Origin of the sequence: Paraburkholderia unamae, assembly GCF_003268775.1 — a bacterium.
In the GTDB taxonomy this organism is placed as follows: Bacteria; Pseudomonadota; Gammaproteobacteria; order Burkholderiales; family Burkholderiaceae; genus Paraburkholderia; species Paraburkholderia unamae.
The window spans coordinates 111,681-131,243 of record NZ_QLSU01000010.1 but is presented as its reverse complement, the minus strand read 5'-3'; the positions used below and the strand labels follow the sequence as shown (position 1 = coordinate 131,243).

Annotated in this window: 15 protein-coding genes and 1 pseudogene; 12 read left to right on the top strand and 4 right to left on the bottom strand. The window is 64.3% G+C overall.

The features are described 5' to 3' along the window. Window positions 1–147: 147 nt before the first annotated feature. From C7401_RS18140 to C7401_RS18130, 3 genes are all read right to left on the bottom strand, one after another. Window positions 148–1,143, bottom strand: a complete 996-nt coding sequence (locus C7401_RS18140) for an ABC transporter permease (protein WP_112172780.1) — start codon at window positions 1,141–1,143, stop codon at window positions 148–150. A 74-nt stretch (window positions 1,144–1,217) separates the two neighbouring features. Beyond that, entirely contained in the window at window positions 1,218–1,958 is a 741-nt protein-coding gene (locus C7401_RS18135; RefSeq protein WP_112172779.1) for an ATP-binding cassette domain-containing protein, read from the bottom strand. Window positions 1,959–2,274: 316 nt separating this feature from the next. Continuing rightward, window positions 2,275–2,748: an Lrp/AsnC family transcriptional regulator gene (locus tag C7401_RS18130; protein WP_112172778.1), complete on the bottom strand. Its 474-nt coding sequence runs from the start codon at window positions 2,746–2,748 to the stop codon at window positions 2,275–2,277. A gap of 254 nt (window positions 2,749–3,002) precedes the next feature. Here C7401_RS18130 and C7401_RS18125 point away from each other — a divergent pair, with 254 nt between their 5' ends. The 12 genes and pseudogenes from C7401_RS18125 to C7401_RS18070 all read left to right on the top strand — a co-directional run bounded on the left by C7401_RS18125 (window position 3,003) and on the right by C7401_RS18070 (window position 15,205). Further along, window positions 3,003–4,397: an amino acid permease gene (locus tag C7401_RS18125; RefSeq protein ID WP_112172777.1), complete on the top strand. Its 1,395-nt coding sequence runs from the start codon at window positions 3,003–3,005 to the stop codon at window positions 4,395–4,397. A gap of 58 nt (window positions 4,398–4,455) precedes the next feature. Further along, complete coding sequence (locus C7401_RS18120; protein WP_112172776.1) at window positions 4,456–5,652, top strand: amino acid aminotransferase; 1,197 nt, start codon at window positions 4,456–4,458, stop codon at window positions 5,650–5,652. Window positions 5,653–6,183: 531 nt separating this feature from the next. Then, window positions 6,184–6,591 (top strand): DnaJ family domain-containing protein, encoded by a 408-nt coding sequence (locus C7401_RS18115; RefSeq protein WP_112172775.1) that lies wholly within the window; start codon window positions 6,184–6,186, stop codon window positions 6,589–6,591. After that, window positions 6,588–7,223, top strand: coding sequence for a tRNA adenosine(34) deaminase TadA (tadA, locus tag C7401_RS18110; protein ID WP_112172774.1), 636 nt, complete (start codon window positions 6,588–6,590; stop codon window positions 7,221–7,223). The genes C7401_RS18115 and tadA overlap by 4 nt, the downstream gene beginning before the upstream one ends. Window positions 7,224–7,235: 12 nt before the next feature. Next, window positions 7,236–8,162 (top strand): muramoyltetrapeptide carboxypeptidase, encoded by a 927-nt coding sequence (ldcA, locus tag C7401_RS18105; protein WP_112172773.1) that lies wholly within the window; start codon window positions 7,236–7,238, stop codon window positions 8,160–8,162. Between the two features lie 307 nt (window positions 8,163–8,469). Then, the gene (locus C7401_RS18100; RefSeq protein WP_181565606.1) at window positions 8,470–9,192 is read left to right on the top strand and encodes a GntR family transcriptional regulator; all 723 of its coding nucleotides are present in this window, start codon (window positions 8,470–8,472) and stop codon (window positions 9,190–9,192) included. A 305-nt stretch (window positions 9,193–9,497) separates the two neighbouring features. Next, on the top strand, window positions 9,498–11,012 hold the full coding sequence (locus C7401_RS18095; protein WP_112172772.1) for an NCS1 family nucleobase:cation symporter-1: 1,515 nt from the start codon (window positions 9,498–9,500) through the stop codon (window positions 11,010–11,012). Between the two features lie 47 nt (window positions 11,013–11,059). Beyond that, window positions 11,060–11,910 (top strand): annotated as a pseudogene (locus C7401_RS18090) (aspartate/glutamate racemase family protein). A 184-nt stretch (window positions 11,911–12,094) separates the two neighbouring features. After that, a complete protein-coding gene (puuE, locus tag C7401_RS18085; protein WP_112172770.1) occupies window positions 12,095–13,054 on the top strand; it encodes an allantoinase PuuE in 960 nt (319 codons plus the stop codon). Then, entirely contained in the window at window positions 13,051–13,572 is a 522-nt protein-coding gene (gene uraD / locus C7401_RS18080; RefSeq protein WP_112172769.1) for a 2-oxo-4-hydroxy-4-carboxy-5-ureidoimidazoline decarboxylase, read from the top strand. The genes puuE and uraD overlap by 4 nt, the downstream gene beginning before the upstream one ends. A gap of 79 nt (window positions 13,573–13,651) precedes the next feature. Beyond that, the gene (alc, locus tag C7401_RS18075) at window positions 13,652–14,662 is read left to right on the top strand and encodes an allantoicase (RefSeq protein WP_112172768.1); all 1,011 of its coding nucleotides are present in this window, start codon (window positions 13,652–13,654) and stop codon (window positions 14,660–14,662) included. An 18-nt stretch (window positions 14,663–14,680) separates the two neighbouring features. Then, entirely contained in the window at window positions 14,681–15,205 is a 525-nt protein-coding gene (locus C7401_RS18070; RefSeq protein ID WP_112172767.1) for an ureidoglycolate lyase, read from the top strand. A 104-nt stretch (window positions 15,206–15,309) separates the two neighbouring features. Here the strand turns inward: C7401_RS18070 and C7401_RS45010 are convergent, their stop codons facing one another. Continuing rightward, window positions 15,310–19,479, bottom strand: a complete 4,170-nt coding sequence (locus tag C7401_RS45010) for an ESPR-type extended signal peptide-containing protein (RefSeq protein WP_181565605.1) — start codon at window positions 19,477–19,479, stop codon at window positions 15,310–15,312. Between the last annotated feature and the right edge of the window lie 84 nt (window positions 19,480–19,563).

The window sequence follows — 19,563 nt, the reverse complement described above, 5'->3', positions numbered from 1 at the left end:
AAGGAAAGCCCGCGCCCGTGCTTTGGGCTTCCTGCGGAACCTCGCGCCTCAGGTGATGGCTGGCGGCCGGCGGTTCCGCGTGTGTCCGGCCGCGCTGCCTTCTCACGGTGCGCTGGCCAGAGTGCCGCCGGCGCGACCGAATTCACGTCACTCTCCTTGCCGCTCGCCGCCAAGCCGGTTGAACAGCACGGCGACGATGATGAACGAGCCCACGACCGTTCCCTGCCAGAACGAGTCGACGCCGAGCAGGATCAGGCTGTTGCGGATCACCTCGATGAGCGCGGCGCCGACGATAGTGCCGAAGGCGCTGCCCACGCCGCCCATGAGGTTGGTCCCGCCGATCACGGTCGCGGCGATTACGCGCAGCTCGTCGCCGGTGCCGAGGCCCGTCGTCACGGCGCCGAGCCAGCCGACTTCGAGGATGGCCGCGACGCCCGCCATGAGGCCGCCGAGCACATACACGGAGCAGATCACGCGGCGCACCGGCACGCCGGTCAGATTGGCCGCATGGCGGTTGCCGCCGACCGCGAACACGTAGCGGCCCCAGCGCGTGAAGGCGAAGGCAAACCAGAACAGGACGCCGAGGACGATCAGAAACCACACGGGATTGGCGACGCCGAGCGTCTTGCCGCCGCCGAGCACCAGGAGCTTGTGCCCGTCGGGTCCGAATTCGAAAATGGTCCGGCTGCCGGAGATCACGAGGGCGAGACTGCGGCCCACGCTCAGCATGCCGAGCGTTACGACGAATGGCTGCATGTTCAGATAGGCGATGAGCAGGCCGTTCACGAGGCCGACGATCCCTGCGGTGAGCAGCCCGAGTCCGATGCCCGCCCAGATCGGATAGCCCGCGTTCATGGTGACCGACAGCACGATGCCGCTCAGGCCGATTGTCGAGCCAACGGAAATGTCGATCCCGCCCGTGACGATCACGGCCATCATGCCGAGCGCGACGATCGCCACGAAAGCGAAGTTGCGCGTGACGTTGAAGAGGTTCTGCTGCGTGGCGAACGTCGAGGTCACGAGCGAGAGCGCCACGCAGGCAACGAGCGTGGCCAGCACCACCCAGAACACCTGGCTCGCGAGCAGCCCGCTCCAGCGCGTGTGCGTTCTCGCGGATTGGGGATCGTCGAGCAGCGTTGGCATGGGGTTCGGCCTTTGCGGCGCATCGTTCAATTTCGGGTCTCCTCCGGCCTCGCGCGAAGCCGCGCGCGACGGGTTCAGGCGTTGGCGATGGCTCCGGTGATGAGGCCGGTCACTTCTTCCGGTGAGGATGCCTCGGTCTTTTTGTCCGCGACTTTGTGCCCGCGCCGCATGACGACCACGCGGTGGGCGACTTCGAAGACGTCCGGCATGCGATGGCTGATGAGAATGACGGCGATGCCGTGTTCGGACAGGCGCTTGATGAGGTCGAGCACCTGCGCGACCTGGCGTACGCTAATCGCCGCGGTTGGCTCGTCCATGAGTACGAGCCGTGCCTCGGACAAGCGCGTGCGTGCGATCGCCACGGCCTGCCGCTGACCGCCCGACATTTGCCGCACGAGATCGCGCGGGCGCGTTTCCGATTTCAGTTCCTTGAAAAGCTCGGCGGCGCGGCGGTACATGGTCGCATGATCGAGCACGCGAAAGGGCCAGATGCCGAGGCGCGGTTCGCGCCCGAGAAAGACATTGGCGGCGGCCGTGAGGTTGTCGCAGAGGGCGAGATCCTGATAAACGACCTCGATGCCTTGTGCGCGCGCGTCGACGGGGCGGCTGAAGTGGACCGGCTTGCCGTCGATGAGCATTTCGCCGTGAGAGGGCGGAAAGTTGCCGGCGATGACCTTCACAAGCGTGGATTTGCCCGCGCCGTTGTCTCCCATGAGTCCCACGACCTGGCCTGGCTCCAGGCTCAACGTCACGTCGTTCAGCGCATGGATGGCGCCGAAGTGCCTGGATACGCCTCTGAGTTCAAGAAGACTCATGGACTGTCGCGCTCGCTCTTGTGGAGCCGCCCGCCGTATTGGTCTGGGCGACCGGTAGACGTGCTAACTAGCCTGTTTTTTAGAGCACGATGGCGCTTTTAGCAAGACTATTTCGCCGCCCGGTAAAACGCGGCGAAGCGGGGCGCCACGGGCCTTTTCGCCGTGCAACGATTCGTGCAACGCAGCACGCCGCAGCGGTGCGCTGCCGGATGCCGCAGCCAGGCGGCCGCCGATGAGATAAAATTGCATTTTCGCCGAAGAACCCCGTCAGGCGGGCATGCGCGGAATCTGCGGAAGGCGCTGTCGCACGCTTGCTTCATGCCTCCAGCGGCATCGCGCTCGTCCCCTTGAGCTCATCGAGGCACACGATCGACTGCACGCTGTTCACGCCGGGCGCGCGCATCAGCGTATCGAGCAGGAATTCGGAAAGCGCCTTGAGGTCACGCGCCACCACCTTCAGCACGTAGTCGATATCGCCCGTCACGGAGTAGCACTCCTGCACCTGCGGCAGCGTCGCGACGAGTTCCTTGAACTTGACGAGTTCGCGCATGTGCCCGCGCTCCATCGTCACCTGAATGAAGGCGACCACGCCGAAGCCGAGCGCCTGCGCGTCGAGGCGCGTCTCGTAGCGGCGGATCACGCCCAGGTCCTCGAGCCGCCGATGGCGCCTGAGCGTTTGCGCGGGCGAGAGCTTGATTGCCGCCGCGAGTTCGAGATTCGAGGCGCGTCCGTGCTCCTGGAGTGCGGCGAGCAGCCGCATGTCGATCGTGTCGAGCGCGAGATTCTGCATTTATCTTGCGTAATGTGGGTTCAAGGCGAAACGGAATTGTATCAATCAGGGTTTGCCTGCGTACGAGATGAAATCATATTTTTCCCCGCCAACTATACACTGGGCGCACATGATCGGGCTGACGGCCAATACCGGCAAGCCTGGGAGCACGCCGACGCAGAACGTTGCGCGCGCAATTTTATTTCGTGTAGCGGGGCCGGCGTCCTACCCGGACGTCCTGGCGCCGAATCGATAAGTGGGAGACAGGAAGAGACATGGTTTCAAACGACACGCGTGAAAACCGCGGCGAGCTAAAACGCGGGCTCAAGAATCGCCATATCCAGCTCATCGCGCTGGGCGGGGCGATCGGCACGGGCCTGTTCCTCGGCATTGCGCAGACCATTCAGACTGCCGGACCTTCGGTGCTGCTCGGCTATGGCGTTGCCGGCATCATCGCGTTCTTCATCATGCGGCAACTGGGCGAGATGGTCGTGGACGAGCCCGTCGCCGGTTCGTTCAGCTATTTCGCCGACAAATACTTCGGCCCGTTCGCTGGCTTTCTCTCGGGCTGGAACTACTGGGTGCTGTACGTGCTCGTGAGCATGGCGGAGCTTTCCGCCGTGGGCATCTACATGCATTACTGGTGGCCGACCTTGCCCACGTGGGTTTCGGCGCTCGTGTTCTTCGTCGTCATCAACGGCATCAACCTCACGAGCGTGAAGTCGTACGGCGAACTCGAGTTCTGGTTCGCGATCATCAAGGTGCTGGCGATCGTCGGCATGATCGCCTTTGGCGGCTGGCTGCTGTTCTCGGGCTCGGCCGGTCCTGAAGCAAGCGTCTCGAACCTCTGGCGCAACGGCGGCTTCTTTCCGCACGGCGTTTCCGGACTCGTCATGGCGATGGCCGTCGTGATGTTCTCGTTCGGCGGCCTGGAACTCGTGGGCATTACCGCAGCCGAGGCAGACGATCCTTCGCACACCATCCCGCGCGCCACGAATCAGGTGATCTACCGCATCCTGATTTTCTACATCGGCGCGCTCGGCGTGCTGCTCTCGCTCTATCCGTGGCAGAAAGTCGTGGCTGGCGGCAGCCCCTTCGTGCTGATCTTCCACGCGATGAACAGCGACATCGTGGCCAATGTGCTCAATCTCGTCGTGCTGACCGCCGCGCTTTCGGTCTACAACAGCGGCGTGTACTGCAACAGCCGCATGCTTTACGGCCTCGCGCAGCAAGGCAATGCGCCCAAGGCGCTGCTCAAGGTCAGCAAGCGTGGCATTCCGCTGGCGGCGCTCGGCGTGTCGGCGTTCGTCACGGCCGCGTGCGTGATCATCAACTACTTCATGCCGGGCAAGGCGTTCGAACTGCTGATGGGCCTCGTGGTGTCCGCGCTCATCATCAACTGGGCGATGATCAGCCTGATTCACCTGAAGTTCCGCCGCGAGAAGGCGCGCGCCGGGGAGACCACCACGTTCCGCAGCCTCGGCTATCCGCTCACGAATTACGTGTGCCTCGTGTTCCTTGGCGGCATTCTCGTTGTAATGTATCTGATTCCGGATCTGCGGATTTCCGTGTATCTGATTCCGGTCTGGCTGGGCGTGCTCGGCGTTGCCTATCGCCTGTGGAACCGCAAGGCGGCGCCGGCGCTGCAACGCGGCGTGCCGGCACCCTGAGCGCCGCCCAGTCTGTTCGTCCCGATTTTTCGTCCTGAAGAGCTAATCAGTAAACACCATGTTCGAACACATCGATGCCTACCCCGGCGACCCGATCCTCTCGCTCAACGAGAACTTCCAGAAGGACCCGCGTCAGAACAAGGTCAATCTGAGCATCGGCATCTACTTTGACGATGAAGGCCGTCTGCCGGTCATGAAGGCCGTTCACGCGGCCGAGGCGGCGATTCTCGAGGAGCCGGGCCCGAAGCCCTATCTGCCGATGGCCGGTTTCGCGCAATATCGCGACGCCGTGCAGTCGCTCGTGTTCGGGGCCGAGTGCCCCTCGCGCGCAGCAGGCCGCATCGCGACCGTGCAGACGCTGGGCGGCTCGGGCGCGCTCAAGGTCGGCGCCGATTTCATCAAGCGCTACTTTGCGGGCAGCCAGGTGTGGGTGAGCGATCCGACGTGGGAGAACCACCGCTTCATCTTCGAGCGCGCGGGCTTCACGGTGAACACCTACCCGTACTACGACGAGGCATCGGGCGGCCTGAAGTTCGAGGCCATGCTCTCGGCTATCGACGCGCTGCCGGCGAAAAGCGTCGTGCTGCTGCACGCGTGCTGCCATAACCCGACGGGCGTCGATCTCGATCGCGCGCAGTGGGAGCAACTGATCGACGTGCTGCAAAAGCGCGACCTGCTGCCGTTCGTCGACATGGCGTACCAGGGCTTCGGCGCGGGCCTCGACGACGACGCCTTCGCGGTGCGTGAGCTCTCGCGTCGCGGCGTGCCCGCGCTCGTGGCGAATTCGTTCTCGAAGAACTTCTCGCTGTACGGCGAGCGCTGCGGTGGCCTGCACGTGATCTGCGAAGACGCGGCGGCCGCTGACCGCGTGCTCGGCCAGCTCACGAGCGCGGTGCGCGCGAACTACAGCAACCCGCCGACTCACGGCGCCAAGATCGTGACGCGCGTGTTGAACACGCCGGCACTGAAGGCTTCGTGGGAGCAGGAGCTGGCGGCGATGTGCGAGCGCATCGCCCGCATGCGCGTCGCGATTCACGACGGCTTGCGTGCCCACGCGAGCGAAGCGGCGCTGTCGCGCTACGTGAAGCAGCGCGGCATGTTCACGTACACGGGGCTGAGCGCGGATCAGGTCGAGCGCCTGAAGGAAGAGTTCGGCGTGTATATCTTGCGTTCGGGCCGCATGTGCGTGGCAGGCTTGAACGAGGCCAACGTGGGCGTGGTGGTTGACGCGGTCGGCAAGGTGATGAAGGACTAAAGGGTAGGGTGAGCGGGGCGCTCAGCCTCGCAAACCTTCAAACGCCGCTGGTGTGCCGGTTCGATCCGCGCATGTCGGCGGCGTTGTCACATCCGCCCCTCAAAACCGCATGCCGGCGCCGCATCCACCCGCCATGCCTCCGCCGCTGCCGCCCACCGCCCCGCAGAACACGCCGCAGCCCGAAAGGCTGGCGGCCAGCAAGCAGCACAGGGCAGCGAGGCGCAAGCGGCGCGCCGTCGAGCCGGTGGAAGAGGAGGTGTTTCGTTTCATCATGGCAGGTTGAAAAAAGGGGGCGAACCGGTCTAGGTCCTGACCGGATCCAGCCGCCTAACGATACGCTCGTTCCACTGGCGGACGCTATCGGACGATTCCAGGTTTTGTCGTGCGTGCGCATGCAACCGGCATCAAACTGTGGGTCTGTCAAGCTGTCGGAAGCCGATGACACACATGACGGAAGTACACGACGGAAGCACACGGTCCTCCAGGTCTTACCCTGATAGAATGCGTGAGCCGCAACGTAGTGGATTGCTGATGAAATTGCTTGATGCCCTCGTCGAACAACGGATTGCCGCCGCGGCTGCGCGTGGCGACCTCGACGACCTGCCCGGCGCAGGCGCGCCGCAGGCGCTCGACGACGACCTGCTCGTGCCCGAAGAAGTGCGCGTAGCCAACCGCATCCTGAAGAACGCCGGGTTCGTGCCGCCCGCGCTCGAGCAGTTGCGCGCGTTGTGCGATCTCGAAGCGGAACTCGCCAAGGTCAGCGACAAGGCCGAGCAATGCCGTCTTCGCGCGCGCATGCTCGCGCTCGACATGGCGCTCGAATCGTTGCGCGGCGGCGGCCCGATGGTCGTGCCGCACGAGTACCGTCGCCGCATTGCCGAGCGTTTGTCCGAGCGCGCCGCCGGTGAGCCGGGTTCGGCGCTGGCGGGGGCGGCGTGACTGACGCGCCTGTCGAACCACTCGGACCACTCGCTCCGCACGGGTCGTCCGGCACGGCGTCCGGGGCAGATTCTCCGACCGATACCCTTACCGAACGCGACCGCCATTTCATGCGGCTCGCCCAGGCCGCCGCCGAAACGGCGCGCGCGGCGGGCGAGGTGCCCGTGGGCGCCGTGCTCGTGCGCGGCGACGAAGTGATCGCGTCGGGCTTCAATCATCCGATCGGTGGGCACGATCCGTCCGCGCACGCCGAAATGGCCGCCTTGCGCGCCGCCGCCCAGGCGCTGGGTAACTACCGCTTGCCCGGCTGCGAACTCTATGTGACCCTTGAACCGTGCCTGATGTGCGCGGGCGCGATCATGCATGCGCGCATCGCGCGCGTCGTGTTCGGCGCGCACGACCCGAAAACGGGGGCGTGCGGTAGCGTGGTCGATGCATTCGCCAATCCGCAGCTCAATCACCATACGAGCGTATCCGGTGGCGTGCTGGCGGACGAGTGCGGCGAAGCGCTGCGCACGTTCTTCGCCGAGCGGCGGCGCGTGAGCCGCGAAGCGCGGCGGGCGGCGCGCTTGCAGAGCGAAGAAGAGCAGACGCGAGCCGGCGCTTGCAGCCCGGACGAACCTTCAGCCTGAATTTCAGCCGACATGACCCTACATCGCACCATCGAACTGATCGCACCGTCCGGCTATCCGCACGATCCGCAGGCGGTGCATCGTGCGCTCGCGCGGTTGCGGGCGCAGGGCCATCATGTCGATGGCGTGCAGTCGACCGAGCGACGCTATCAGCGGTTTGCCGGCACCGACGGCCAGCGCGCAGCCGAGCTGAACCGCCTGGCCGATCCGTCGCGCGACCTGCCGGACATCGTGCTGGCGGTGCGCGGCGGCTATGGCGCGGTACGCATCCTGCACGGTCTGGACTACGAAGGATTGCAGCGGCGCCTGAAGGATCAACCCATCGCCTTCGTGGGGCACAGCGACTTCACCGCCATCCAGTTGGCGCTGCTCGCGCGCGCCGGGCTCACGACGTTTGGCGGCCCGATGCTCGTCAGCGACTTCGGCGCCGAGAATCTCAGCAGCTTCACGATGCAGCACTTCTGGGAGACGCTCTCGAAGCCGACTTTCACGCTGAAGGTGAACGCGCCCCAGGCGCAAGCGGTGAACGTGTCGGGCACGCTTTGGGGCGGCAATCTCGCGGTGCTCACGTCGCTGATCGGCACACCTTATCTGCCACCGGTCGAGGGCGGCATCCTGTTCGTCGAGGACGTGAACGAGCAGCCGTTCCGCATCGAACGCATGATCTATCAGTTGCACCTCACGGGCATCCTCGCGCGCCAGCAGGCGCTCGTGCTGGGCGACTTCTCGGGTAGCAAGCAGTTCGACTACGACAACGGTTACGACCTCCGCGAGATGGTGGAGCAGGTGCGTTCGGTCGTGGGTATCCCGGTGGTGACGGGCCTGCCGTTCGGCCACATTCCGGATATGGTGACGCTGCCGATGGGCGCGTCGGCGCAGTTGAACGCCGCGCCGCACGGCTTCGAGCTGACCGTGAGCGACTACCCGCATCTGGGTTGACGCATAAGCATCGCGAGCGCTTTCGGGCGCTTTTTTAGTGGATACATATGCAACTAACAGCCTATCATGCACGGTTCAGGCAAATACTCAGAAGAAAGCCTCACGGCCAAATTGTTGACAAAAAATGGACCCATTTCGAGGCGGCGAATCACCGCTATGGTGCCGGATTCCCCGATATAAAGCGACTTTCACCGAAAAAAGGCATGCAGCGAATCGGGTGCGCGTGGGGATCTTCCCCAGGTTCACCGATAAAATTGTTGACAATATTTATGTCCAACCTAGGATACCCAACATAGAGACCCGAGCTATGCGAAAGACCGATATCGACGCCGAAGCAACCGGCATGAAGCCCGAAGCGATCGCCGCGCGCATTCGCGCCGCGATCCTCGAGCACCGCTTGCCGCCCGGCGCGAAATTGACGGAAGCCCAGTTGTGCGAAGTATTCAGCGTGAAGCGCGGTCCGATCCGCCAGGCGCTTGCGCTGCTCGCAACGGACCATCTCGTGGACCTGGAGCCCAATCGCGGCGCGTTCGTCGCCAGCCCGACGCTCCAGGAAGTGCACGAGGTGTTCGAGATGCGGCGGATCATCGAGCTGGCCGTGGTGGGGCGCATTTGCAGCGCGCAGCACGGCAACCGGCGGCTCAAGAGCATCGGCGAGACGATCCGGCGCGAGCGCAAAGCCTTCGAGGGCCGCGACTTCCCGACGTGGATCCGCCTCTCGGGCGAGTTCCATACGTCGCTCGCCACGCTCACCGGCAATACCGTGCTTTGCGACTGCCTGAACGGGCTCGTGGCGCGCTCGACGCTGATTTCAGCGCTCTACGAATCGCCGGGGCGCAGTCCCTGTTCGTTCGACGACCACGAGACGATTCTCGCGGCGCTCGAAGCCGGAGATGAGAAGCTGGCTGCCGAGCTCATGGTGCGGCATTTGCAGGGCGTCGAGCTGAGGATGCTCGACCGGCCGGCCGGCGCATCGGTCGACTTGCAGGAAGTATTCGGCACACGCGAGACGACGGTGCTCGCACGCTGAGCCGCAGTTTGCGGTGGCGCTGAAACGGATTTCAGCAAAGGATGGCAGTCAATCGCGGCGGCGCACGGCGAAACGTGCCCGCCGCGGCTCAAAAGGATGGAGTGGGGCGCATGCAGGGCATGCGCACGGCTTGAAGCAGGCACGGCGTTGCAGGGCGCGCGAAAGCGGCGACCGGTAAGCGGCGGGTGCCTCGGGCCGGACCATTCGGGGATATCGCGGCGGCCGCGTCCAGCGGCGGTTCGCACGCGTTTCGAGGCGTTCAGGCGTCTTTTTTCCGTCGGCGTATCCATCCCAAGGAGCGGATCATGGCTCAGTTCAGCGCGTCACCTGGCAGTCCGGCAGTGCCCAACTTCGAATCCGGCGAAAGCAGCGAGAGCGCAGAAACCCTGCGCTTGCCTGCCGGCTACAGCGAGCGGCTCTACAACCACGATCTCGCACCGCTCAAGGAGCAGACCTGGGGCGCGTACAACATCTTCGCGTTCTGGATGTCCGACGTGCACAGCGTGGGCGGCTATGTGTTCGCGGGCAGTCTTTTCGCGCTTGGCCTCACGAGCTGGCAGGTGCTCGTTGCGCTGATCGTCGGCATCTCCATCGTCAACGTGCTCTGCAATCTGATCGCGCGGCCGAGCCAGCGGCATGGCGTGCCGTATCCGGTTGCATGCCGCGGCACCTTCGGCGTGCTCGGCGCGAATGTTCCGGCTGTGATCCGCGGTCTCATCGCCGTTGCGTGGTACGGCATCCAGACGTATCTCGCGTCGAGCGCGCTCGTGATCGTCGTGCTCAAGTTCGTCCCGCAACTCATGCCATACGCCGATGTGCACAAACACGGTCTGCTCGGACTGTCCGCAATCGGCTGGGCCGGGTTCATGACGCTGTGGGTGCTGCAAGCGCTCGTGTTCTGGAACGGCATGGAAACCATCAAGAAGTTCATCGACTTCGCCGGCCCAGCCGTTTATGTCGTCATGTTCGCACTCGCGGGCTATATGGTGTACCGCGCGGGCTGGCACAACATCGGGCTGAATCTCGGCGGCGTGAAGTATCACGGCACGGAAGTGATTCCCGTGATGATCACGGCGATCTCGCTCGTGGTGTCGTACTTCTCGGGGCCGATGCTCAATTTCGGCGACTTCTCGCGTTACGGCAAGTCGCTCAAGAGCGTGCACAAGGGCAACTTCTGGGGCTTGCCGGTCAACTTCCTCGCGTTCTCGCTCGTTACCGTCATCACCACGTCGGCCACGCTGCCTGTGTTCGGAGAACTGATTACTGACCCGGTCGAAACGGTCGGCCGCATCGATCATCCCACCGCCGTGATTCTCGGCGCGCTCACGTTCACGATCGCGACCATCGGCATCAACATCGTCGCCAACTTTGTCTCACCGGCATTCGATTTTTCCAACGTCGCGCCGCGCCTGATCAGTTGGCGTGCGGGCGGCATGCTCGCCGCGGTGGCGTCGATCTTCATCACGCCGTGGAACCTCTTCAATAATCCGGCCGTGATCCACTACACGCTCGACGTGCTTGGTGCCTTCATCGGACCTTTATATGGTGTCCTGATCGTCGACTTCTATCTCGTGAAGCGTGGCCGTCTTGCCGTGGACGATCTCTACTCGGTTTCGCCCAAGGGCGCGTACTGGTATCGCAACGGCGTCAACTGGCGCGCGGTGGCGGCCTTGCTGCCGGCTGCCGTGATCGCGATCCTCTGTGTGATGGTGCCGTCGCTCAGTGGCTCGGCCAACTTCTCGTGGTTCATCGGTGCAGCGCTCGCCGCATTGTTCTATCGCGCGCTCACGATGGGCGAACGCGCTCGCGCAAACGCATGAGTGTTGGGCAAGACCAGGCAAAACCAGGCATCAACGAAGGAATTGACATGCGTATCAAACTGATCAACCCGAACACCACGCAGCGCATGACCGCCGCAATGGAGCAGTGCGCGCGCGCCGTGATCGCGCCGGGCACGGAAGTCGTGGCGGTGAGCCCGACGATGGGGCCGCCCTCGATCGAAGGCTATTACGACGAAGCGCTTGCGACGCCGGGTCTGCTCGCCGAAGTGGAGGCCGGCGAGCGCGAAGGCTTCGATGGCTATGTCATCGCCTGTTTTGGCGACCCCGGTCTCTATGCGGCGCGCGAGCTGGCTCGCGGTCCCGTGATAGGGATCGCCGAAGCGGCGATGCACGCGGCGAGCGTGCTCGCGCCCGGCTTCTCGGTCGTGACGACACTCTCGCGCACTCGCGCCATGGCCTGGCATCTCGCCGAGCGTTACGGCATGTCGCGCTTTTGCCGCAACGTGCGCGCCATCGACGTGGCCGTGCTTGAACTCGACGAGCCGGGCTCGGCCGCGCGCCGCGCGATCGTCGAAGAGTGCCGCCGCGCGCTCGACGAAGATGGCGCCGACGCCATCGTGCTGGGCTGCGCGGGAATGACGAGCCTGTGCGCGCAAGTGGAGGAGGCGTTGGGCGTGCCCGTGGTGGACGGCGTGACGGCCGCCGTGAAGTGGGTGGAGGGCCTCGTTGCGCTGCGCCTCACGACCGCCAAGCGCGGCGACTTCGCGCGCCCGCTCGCCAAGCGCTACGACGGCGATTTCGCGCGTTTCAGCCCGACCAACCCTGCGCCCGTTACGGAAACGCCGCCGCCGGTGCGGCCGCTGCGATACGGGTAAACGCGGGGCAATGGCGAAACCCGCGCAAGCGAGGCAGGCCGGCTCACATACACCTCGCTTGACCCGTACTATCTGAGTGTGCGTATGGGCGCGTAAGAGTGATTTCGCTACACTGGTCCGGTCCTGATGTCAGGTTGCGCGGGCCTCCCGCCAGGCCCTGCCACGCAGGGCCGGCGGGCATTTCAACGTGCCTCGCCGTTTGCGGACACTTCGTTTCATCCTCTCTATTCGATTGATTCGACCAGCATGCCACTCGATCCCCAATATCCCCGCGATCTGATCGGTTATGGCCGGCATCCGGTGCAGGCCAACTGGCCCGGTCAGGCGCGCGTCGCGGTGCAGTTCGTGCTCAACTACGAAGAGGGCGGCGAGAACTGCGTGCTGCACGGCGACCCCGCCTCCGAACAGTTCCTCTCCGAGATCGTCGGCGCCGCCGCTTACCCCGCGCGTCACATGAGCATGGAATCGATCTACGAGTACGGCTCGCGCGCGGGCGTGTGGCGCATCCTGCGCGAGTTCGAGAAGCGCGGCCTGCCGCTCACCGTGTTCGGCGTGGGCATGGCGATCGAGCGCCATCCCGAAGTGGCGCGCGCGTTCGTCGAACTGGGGCATGAGATTGCATGCCACGGCTATCGCTGGATTCATTATCAGGACGCCTCGCCGGCGCTGGAAGCCGAGCACATGAAGCTCGGCATGGAAGCGATCGAGCGCGTGACGGGCGTGCGTCCGCTCGGCTGGTACACGGGACGCGACAGTCCGAACACGCACAGGCTGGTTGCCGAATATGGCGGCTTCCTCTACGACTCCGACTACTATGGCGACGACCTGCCGTTCTGGATGGACGTGGCGGTCACGGGCGGCAAGACCGTGCCGCAACTGATCGTGCCGTACACGCTCGACACCAACGACATGCGCTTCGCCACGCCGCAAGGATTCAATACGGCGGATCACTTCTTCACGTACCTGCGCGACGCGTTCGACGTGCTCTACGAAGAAGGGGACGAAGCGCCGAAGATGCTGTCGATCGGCATGCATTGCCGCCTGCTCGGCCGCCCCGGCCGCATTCGCGCGCTGCAACGTTTTCTCGACCACATCGAAAAGCACGAGCGCGTGTGGGTCACGCGCCGCGTGGACATCGCGCGCCACTGGCGCGAGCACCATCCCTATCAACCGCAACAGAACGACCACCGCGGGGCCGCCGCATGAAGGCAATGCACTACACCCTCGAACAGTTGAATCAAGCCTCGGCCGACGCCTTCGTGGCGGCGCTCTCGGGCATCTTCGAGCACTCGCCCTGGGTGGCCGAAGCGGCAGCGTTGCAGCGTCCGTTCGCGAGCATCGACACGCTGCATCACACCATGTCGAAGGCCGTGGAAACCGCGGGCGAAGCGAAGCAGCTCGCGCTGATCAACGCGCACCCGGAACTCGCGGGCAAGGCCGCCGTGCGCGGCGAGCTGACCGCTGAATCCACGCGCGAGCAGAGCGGTGCGGGCCTGAACCAGTGCACGCAGGAAGAGTTCGACCGGTTGCAGGCGCTCAACCGGGCGTATCGCGAGAAGTTCGGATTCCCATTCATTCTCGCGGTGCGCGGCTACGACCGCCACGGCATCATCGCGAACTTCGAGGCGCGCTTGAATAACAGTCGCGCCGACGAGATGCGCGCGAGCCTCGACCAGATTTACCGTATTGCGCGCTTCAGGCTGGATGAACTGATTGATGCGTGACCCGACGATGCGCCCTCGGCGGTTCGAAGAGGGCGCCGCGCCGTTTTGATCCATAGAAAAGACACGAAGGAAGACAACGATGGCACTCCCGACTCTCGACCCCAACGCACCTGACTTCACGCGCCGCTTTGTGAATCTCGCGGATCCGCGACTGGGCGCACAGGCGCTCGAGGCGAGCGACGACTTCTTCGCGCCGAAGGAGCGCATGCTCAATCCGGAGCCGGCCGTCTTCATTCCGGGCAAGTACGACGAACACGGCAAGTGGATGGACGGCTGGGAAACGCGCCGCAAGCGCACGACCGGCTACGACTGGTGCATCGTGAAGCTCGCGCGTCCCGGCGTGATCAAGGGGCTCGACCTCGATACGAGCCACTTCACGGGCAACTATCCGCCGGCGGCTTCGGTGGAAGGCGCGTATGTTGCCGACGGCGTGCCCGGTGCCTCGACGCAATGGACGGAAATCGTTCCCTCCACCTCGCTGAACGGCAACAGCCACCACTACGTGGAAGTCTCGAGCGACAAGCCGTACACGCACCTGCGCGTGAATATCTATCCGGATGGCGGCATTGCACGTCTGCGCGTGTATGGCCAGCCGCAAGTGGACTGGGCGGGCGCGAGCCGCGCCGAACTCTTCGATCTTGCGGCGATGGAAAACGGCGCGTACCTCGTGGGCGCGAACAACCAGCACTTTGGCATGGCGTCGACGCTGCTCATGCCGGGCCGTGGCGTGAACATGGGCGACGGCTGGGAAACGCGCCGCCGCCGCGAACCGGGCAACGACTGGGCGATCATCGCGCTCGCGCAGCCGGGCATCATCAAGAAGATCGAGGTGGACACGGCGCACTTCAAGGGCAACTATCCCGATCGCTGCTCGTTCCAGGCCGCGCGCGTGACGGGTGGCACGGACAGCTCGCTCGTGACCCAGGCGATGTTCTGGCCGGTCCTGCTCGGCGAGCAGAAGCTGGAGATGGACAAGCAGCACTACTACGAAAGCGAACTCGCGGCGCTCGGGCCCGTGACGCACGTGCGCTTCAATATTTTCCCGGACGGCGGCGTGTCGCGCGTGCGCCTGTGGGGCACGCTTGCGTGATTCGCTGACGAGGCCATCATGAGTGAAACCAGGACTACGCTCACCATCGAACCGCTCACGCGCGAGGCGTTCGCGGCGTTCGGCGACGTGATCGAGCTTGCGGGTGCGAAGCAGATTCCGATCAACCTCGGCACGACGATCCGCTATCACGATCTCGCGAAAGTGGATGTGACGGACGAGGGCGGGCGCACGCTCGTGAACCTCTTTCGCGGGCAGCCTCGCGAGTTGCCGTTCGAGGTCAGGATGCTCGAACGGCATCCGCTCGGCAGCCAGGCGTTTGTGCCGCTCAACGACAAGCCGTATCTCGTGGTGGTCGCGCCCGCGGGCGATCTGGATGTCACGAAGATTCGCGCGTTCGTTTCGCGTGGCTGGCAGGGCGTGAATTACGCCAAAGGCGTTTGGCATCATCCGTTGATCGCGCTGGATGAGGTGAGCGACTTCATCGTCGTCGATCGCGGTGGCGAAGGGCTCAATCTCAACGAGCAGGATTTGCCGGAGTCGCTCTGGTTGACGCAAGAGGCGATGAAGGCCGCAATGCCGTGATGTTCTGATGTGACACAGCGGCACAACGAAAGAAAGCCACGGCCTTGGCCGTGGCTTTCGCACATGTGGCGCAGCGCATTAGCGCAGTGTCTGGGCAATCGTGGTCAGAATTCGTATCCGACCTGAGCGCGTGCGGCTGTGTTGCCCGTGCTTGTGACCGAAACGCCGCCGTTCACAAGCCAGTGCATGTTGACCGATCGGTATGTCACGCCCACCGCTGCGGCGCTGCCACCCATGTAGTAGCCACCGCCGGCCGCCACTACGGTACGTCCAGGACCTGAAGGCGTGAGGTTCGGCATGGCCATTGCCGCGGCCACGCCGGCATACGCGTTCTTCGAGACGGTGTTGATCGAGTTCTGAAGCCCCGTGATCTGCTGGTTGAACGCATTCGATTGCTGGGTGATAGCGTTGTTCAACTGGTTCAGGTTCACGGCGTCGGTGCCCGACGTGCCTGCCGCCACGTTGACGATCTGGCGCTCGGCGCCCTCGGCGCCGACCGACACGGCGTTGGCGCGATTCGCGATCGAATTCGCGCCGACGGCGACCGAATTGTCCGCCGATGCGCTGGCCTTGTCGCCGATCGCGGTCGCGCTGTTGCCCGTTGCCACGGCGCCGCCGCCCACGGCGATTGACTGCGTACCCGTCGCGGCTGCCGCGCCGCTCGTGGTGTTCGTGGCGACGGCGAACGAGCCCGTGGTGCTGATGTTCTGCACGGCCTGGTTCAGGTTGTCGAGTTGCTGGTTGGTTGCGAAGAGTTGCTGGCCGGTCACGGCGTCGGTGCTGCCATCGGCGAGCGACGCGTTTTGCAGACCCGTCAGCTGAACGTTGCCGCCGCTCGTGCTGCTCAACGTGACCGAGGCGTGTGACGACGAATCGTAGTGCAGGGCGAGTGCATCAGTCGTGGCGTCTGTAGCCGACGCGCCGGTCGCACTGCCCGGGGCTGCCGCGGCCAGCGCGCGGCGCGAATTGGCGGAAGCGGTGTCGAGGGAGGCACTGTCAGCCGCGTTCAAGGCCACTCGGGAAGCCGAATCGGACGTATCAAGGCCAAACAAGCTTCTCACCTGACCCAAATTGACAGCGTCGGTATCCGCCAGAGCCTCTGCCACGTTCGTGATCCGGCGGGTCTGATCAGGTCTGCCCACCGAGACCGTCAGCGCTTCATCGGCGACCGAACCGTAGCCGAGCGCAACCGAATTCAGGCCCTTTGCCTGCGCGGGGTCACCCTGTCCGCTACCGTCGATGTATGGCAGCTTGAAGTTCTGGATCGCCTGATTGGTTGCATAGAGCTGGGAGCCGTTGATTGCGTCGGTAGAATCCGCCGAAAGGCGGCCGGCAGCGACATTGGTGATCGTGCGTTCATTGCCCACGCTGCCTATGCTGACGGTGCTGGACGGATTTGCGCCGGCAAAATCATAGGAAACACCGCGAATCGTCGTGTCCGGCGTTCCAACGGCGGCGTCCGTTGTCGAACCGGAGCCAAGCGCGACGTCTTTCGCGTTATTTGCCAACGCACCGAAACCGATCGCGGTGGAAAGATCGCCATTTGCTGTTGCTGCGGCGCCGAGAACAACGCTTTGTGTTGCGTTTGCCGCACTGAGCGCGCCTAATGCCAAAGAGCTTGATCCAGGCGTTTTGCTGCCATTGCCGATCGCAATCGCAGCGCCGCCAGTCGATGTGGCATTGAGGCCGACTGCGATAGCGTTGCCCCCGGTAGCGCTTGCATTCATTCCGATCGCTACGCCGCCGGGCAGGTATGAGCTGCTCGAGGTCGAGGCATAGCCTGCCGTCGCACCGGAGCCTAACGCGAGATCGCCTTCACCGTAAGCGGTACTTCCGCTGCCAACTGCCATAGCCACGGCGTTGTACGGGCCGGCGTTGATGCCGGCGCGGCTTGCCGTGCCTAACGCGATGGCGCCTTCGCCTGCCGCCGTCGCCGACATGCCTTGTGCGATCGACTGATCGCCACTCGCGACAGCGAGCGGTCCAATTGCGATGGCATCGGTTCCGGACGCATTAGAGTCATCCAGCGTCGAGTTGGCGTGGAAATACTTCGTCCCAGTCTCGTTGATGGCATCGATGCTTTCGTTCGTTGCATTGAGCTGCGAACCGTTGACCGCATCGGTCGAATCCTCGTTGAGCCGCCCCGCAGCAACGTTGGTGATCGTTCGTTCGTTGCCCACGCTGCCTACGCTGACGGTACTGGCCGGATTTGTGCCGGCGAAATCGTAGGGCACGCCGCGAATCGTGGTGCCCGATGTTCCGACGGCGGCGGCCGTCGTGGAGTCAGAGCCAAGCGCGACTGCGTAACTTTGCGAGGCTGTGGCTCCTGCACCAAGCGCGAGCGCGTTCGCGCTGGCTGCGAATGCGTTTGCGCCAACCGCTGTTGCCGATCCCTCGCCGGCTTGCGCGCCGGTGCCGATCGCGATGGCAGCGGCGCCGGACGAAGTGCTCTGGAAACCGATGGCGACGTCGTTACCGCCCAGCGCCGCCGCTGCGGGGCCGAACGCGGCGGATGCCCGACCTGCCGCGACGGCGGTGTCACCGAGGGCGATTCCATAGCTATCCTGAGCAACCGCGCCGCCGCCCAGTGCCATGGCGTGATAGCCCGCTGCCGTGGTGAGAGAACCTATCGCGATCGAGGAGCCGCCGGTGGCCGTGCTACCGGGGCCGATTGCCACGTCTCGCCAGGTCGTGGCGGAGCTTGACGCGCCCAGGGCAACAGATGCTTCGGTGGCGAGCGTATTGTGGCCGATCGCCGTACCGGTAGCCGCCGTAGTGGTAGCGCCTGTTCCGATGGCGAGGGCATGATAACCCGATGCCGTCGCGTTCGCTCCAATGGCGATCGCCGAGTCGCCGATCGCACCTTCGCCGTTGTAGTTTCCTTGGTCTGGAAGACTATTGATGCCGACGTAGTGCGTCCCCTTGCCACCCGCCTGCTGCATGGCGTCATAGAGTTGCGAGCCGTTCACGGCGTCCAGGCTGGAAGCCGTGAGCGCGCCGTTCGCGACGTTGTGCAGAGCGACGGATTTGGTGCTACCCGAGCCACCCAGCGTCACGGAATTGTGCGACGAGGAGTCATACAGCACCGCATCCTGGAGTTTGCCGTCGAGGCTCGTGATGCGCTCGTTCGTCGCGTAGAGCTGCGAGCCGTTCACGGCGTCCAGGCTGGAAGCCGTGAGCGCGCCGTTCGCGACGTTGTGCAGAGCGACGGATTTGGTGCTACCCGAGCCACCCAGCGTCACGGAATTGTGCGACGAGGAGTCATACAGCACCGCATCCTGGAGTTTGCCGTCGAGGCTCGTGATGCGCTCGTTCGTCGCGTAGAGTTGCGAGCCGTTCACGGCATCCAGGCTGGACGCCGTGAGCGCGCCGTTCGCGACGTTGCGCAGTGCGACCGGATTTCTGCTGCCCACGCCGCCGAGCGTGACGGACGTTTGTGACGGCGAGTCGTACAGTACGGCATTGGTGCTCTTGCCTGCCAGATCTGTCAGTGCCTGGTTCGTGGCGTAGAGTTGCGAGCCGTTGACCGCATCGGTGCTGTTGGACGCCACGCGCCCGGCAGCCACATTCATGATCTGACGTTCCGCGCCGGCGGAGCCTACGCTTACGACACCAACCGGTGCCGTACCTGCGTACATATAGTAGTTGCCGCCAATCGTGTCGCCCGAGATCCTCGTTGCCGAACCTGTCAACGAGTTGGCGCCGAGCGCCACCGAATTCGTGGTCGACGCTCTTGCGTTGTAGCCCAGTGCCGTGGCGCTCAGGCCTGTTGCCTGCGCGTAATCTCCAAGCGCCGTCGCGTAGCTATTCGATGAGAGGCTGTGGCTGCCGAGCGCCGTGGAGCCGATCGAACCATATGCGTTTGCGGCGTTTCCGAGCGCGATGGCATCGGTGCCGATCACAAGTACGTCGGTGCCGATGCCGATATTACTTTGCCCGGTCACCGTCACGGCGTGGCCAAAGCCGATGGACCAGTTGCCGGTTGTCGTGACCCAACTGCCGATTGAGTAACCATTGACGGCATTCGTAAGATAACCAATCGAGACCCCGTCACCTTTGTTGGCTGGTCCGAGTACGCCTCCACCGCCTGCGAACTGCGCACGCGCCTGCATCGAGGCGCTCAGCGCCAGGGCCGCGACCGCCGCCGACATGGCGACTGAGACGACCGCTCCCGTCTTCGTTGACGCAGACTTCGAGCGCCCGCGCGCGTTCTCTTGAGCCGCAGTCCAGACCCCCGTGGACTCGTTCCAGACTGATCGATATGTCTTGTTCATGGCTTGCCGTGGTCTAAGAGTGAATATCCAGTGCATAACGCCAGCGCATGGCCGATAAGCGCCAACGGCATAAATGCGTGGGCA

Bases quoted from the DNA above. Each gene is read 5' to 3' on its own strand.
- C7401_RS18070 (WP_112172767.1), top strand. From the start codon at position 14,681: ATGAGTGAAACCAGGACTACGCTCACCATCGAACCGCTCACGCGCGAG.
- C7401_RS18135 (WP_112172779.1), bottom strand. From the start codon at position 1,958: ATGAGTCTTCTTGAACTCAGAGGCGTATCCAGGCACTTCGGCGCCATC.
- C7401_RS45010 (WP_181565605.1), bottom strand. From the start codon at position 19,479: ATGAACAAGACATATCGATCAGTCTGGAACGAGTCCACGGGGGTCTGG.
- C7401_RS18100 (WP_181565606.1), top strand. From the start codon at position 8,470: ATGCGAAAGACCGATATCGACGCCGAAGCAACCGGCATGAAGCCCGAA.
- uraD (WP_112172769.1), top strand. From the start codon at position 13,051: ATGAAGGCAATGCACTACACCCTCGAACAGTTGAATCAAGCCTCGGCC.
- C7401_RS18095 (WP_112172772.1), top strand. From the start codon at position 9,498: ATGGCTCAGTTCAGCGCGTCACCTGGCAGTCCGGCAGTGCCCAACTTC.
- ldcA (WP_112172773.1), top strand. From the start codon at position 7,236: ATGACCCTACATCGCACCATCGAACTGATCGCACCGTCCGGCTATCCG.
- puuE (WP_112172770.1), top strand. From the start codon at position 12,095: ATGCCACTCGATCCCCAATATCCCCGCGATCTGATCGGTTATGGCCGG.
- alc (WP_112172768.1), top strand. From the start codon at position 13,652: ATGGCACTCCCGACTCTCGACCCCAACGCACCTGACTTCACGCGCCGC.
- C7401_RS18125 (WP_112172777.1), top strand. From the start codon at position 3,003: ATGGTTTCAAACGACACGCGTGAAAACCGCGGCGAGCTAAAACGCGGG.
- C7401_RS18130 (WP_112172778.1), bottom strand. From the start codon at position 2,748: ATGCAGAATCTCGCGCTCGACACGATCGACATGCGGCTGCTCGCCGCA.
- C7401_RS18140 (WP_112172780.1), bottom strand. From the start codon at position 1,143: ATGCCAACGCTGCTCGACGATCCCCAATCCGCGAGAACGCACACGCGC.
- C7401_RS18115 (WP_112172775.1), top strand. From the start codon at position 6,184: ATGAAATTGCTTGATGCCCTCGTCGAACAACGGATTGCCGCCGCGGCT.
- C7401_RS18120 (WP_112172776.1), top strand. From the start codon at position 4,456: ATGTTCGAACACATCGATGCCTACCCCGGCGACCCGATCCTCTCGCTC.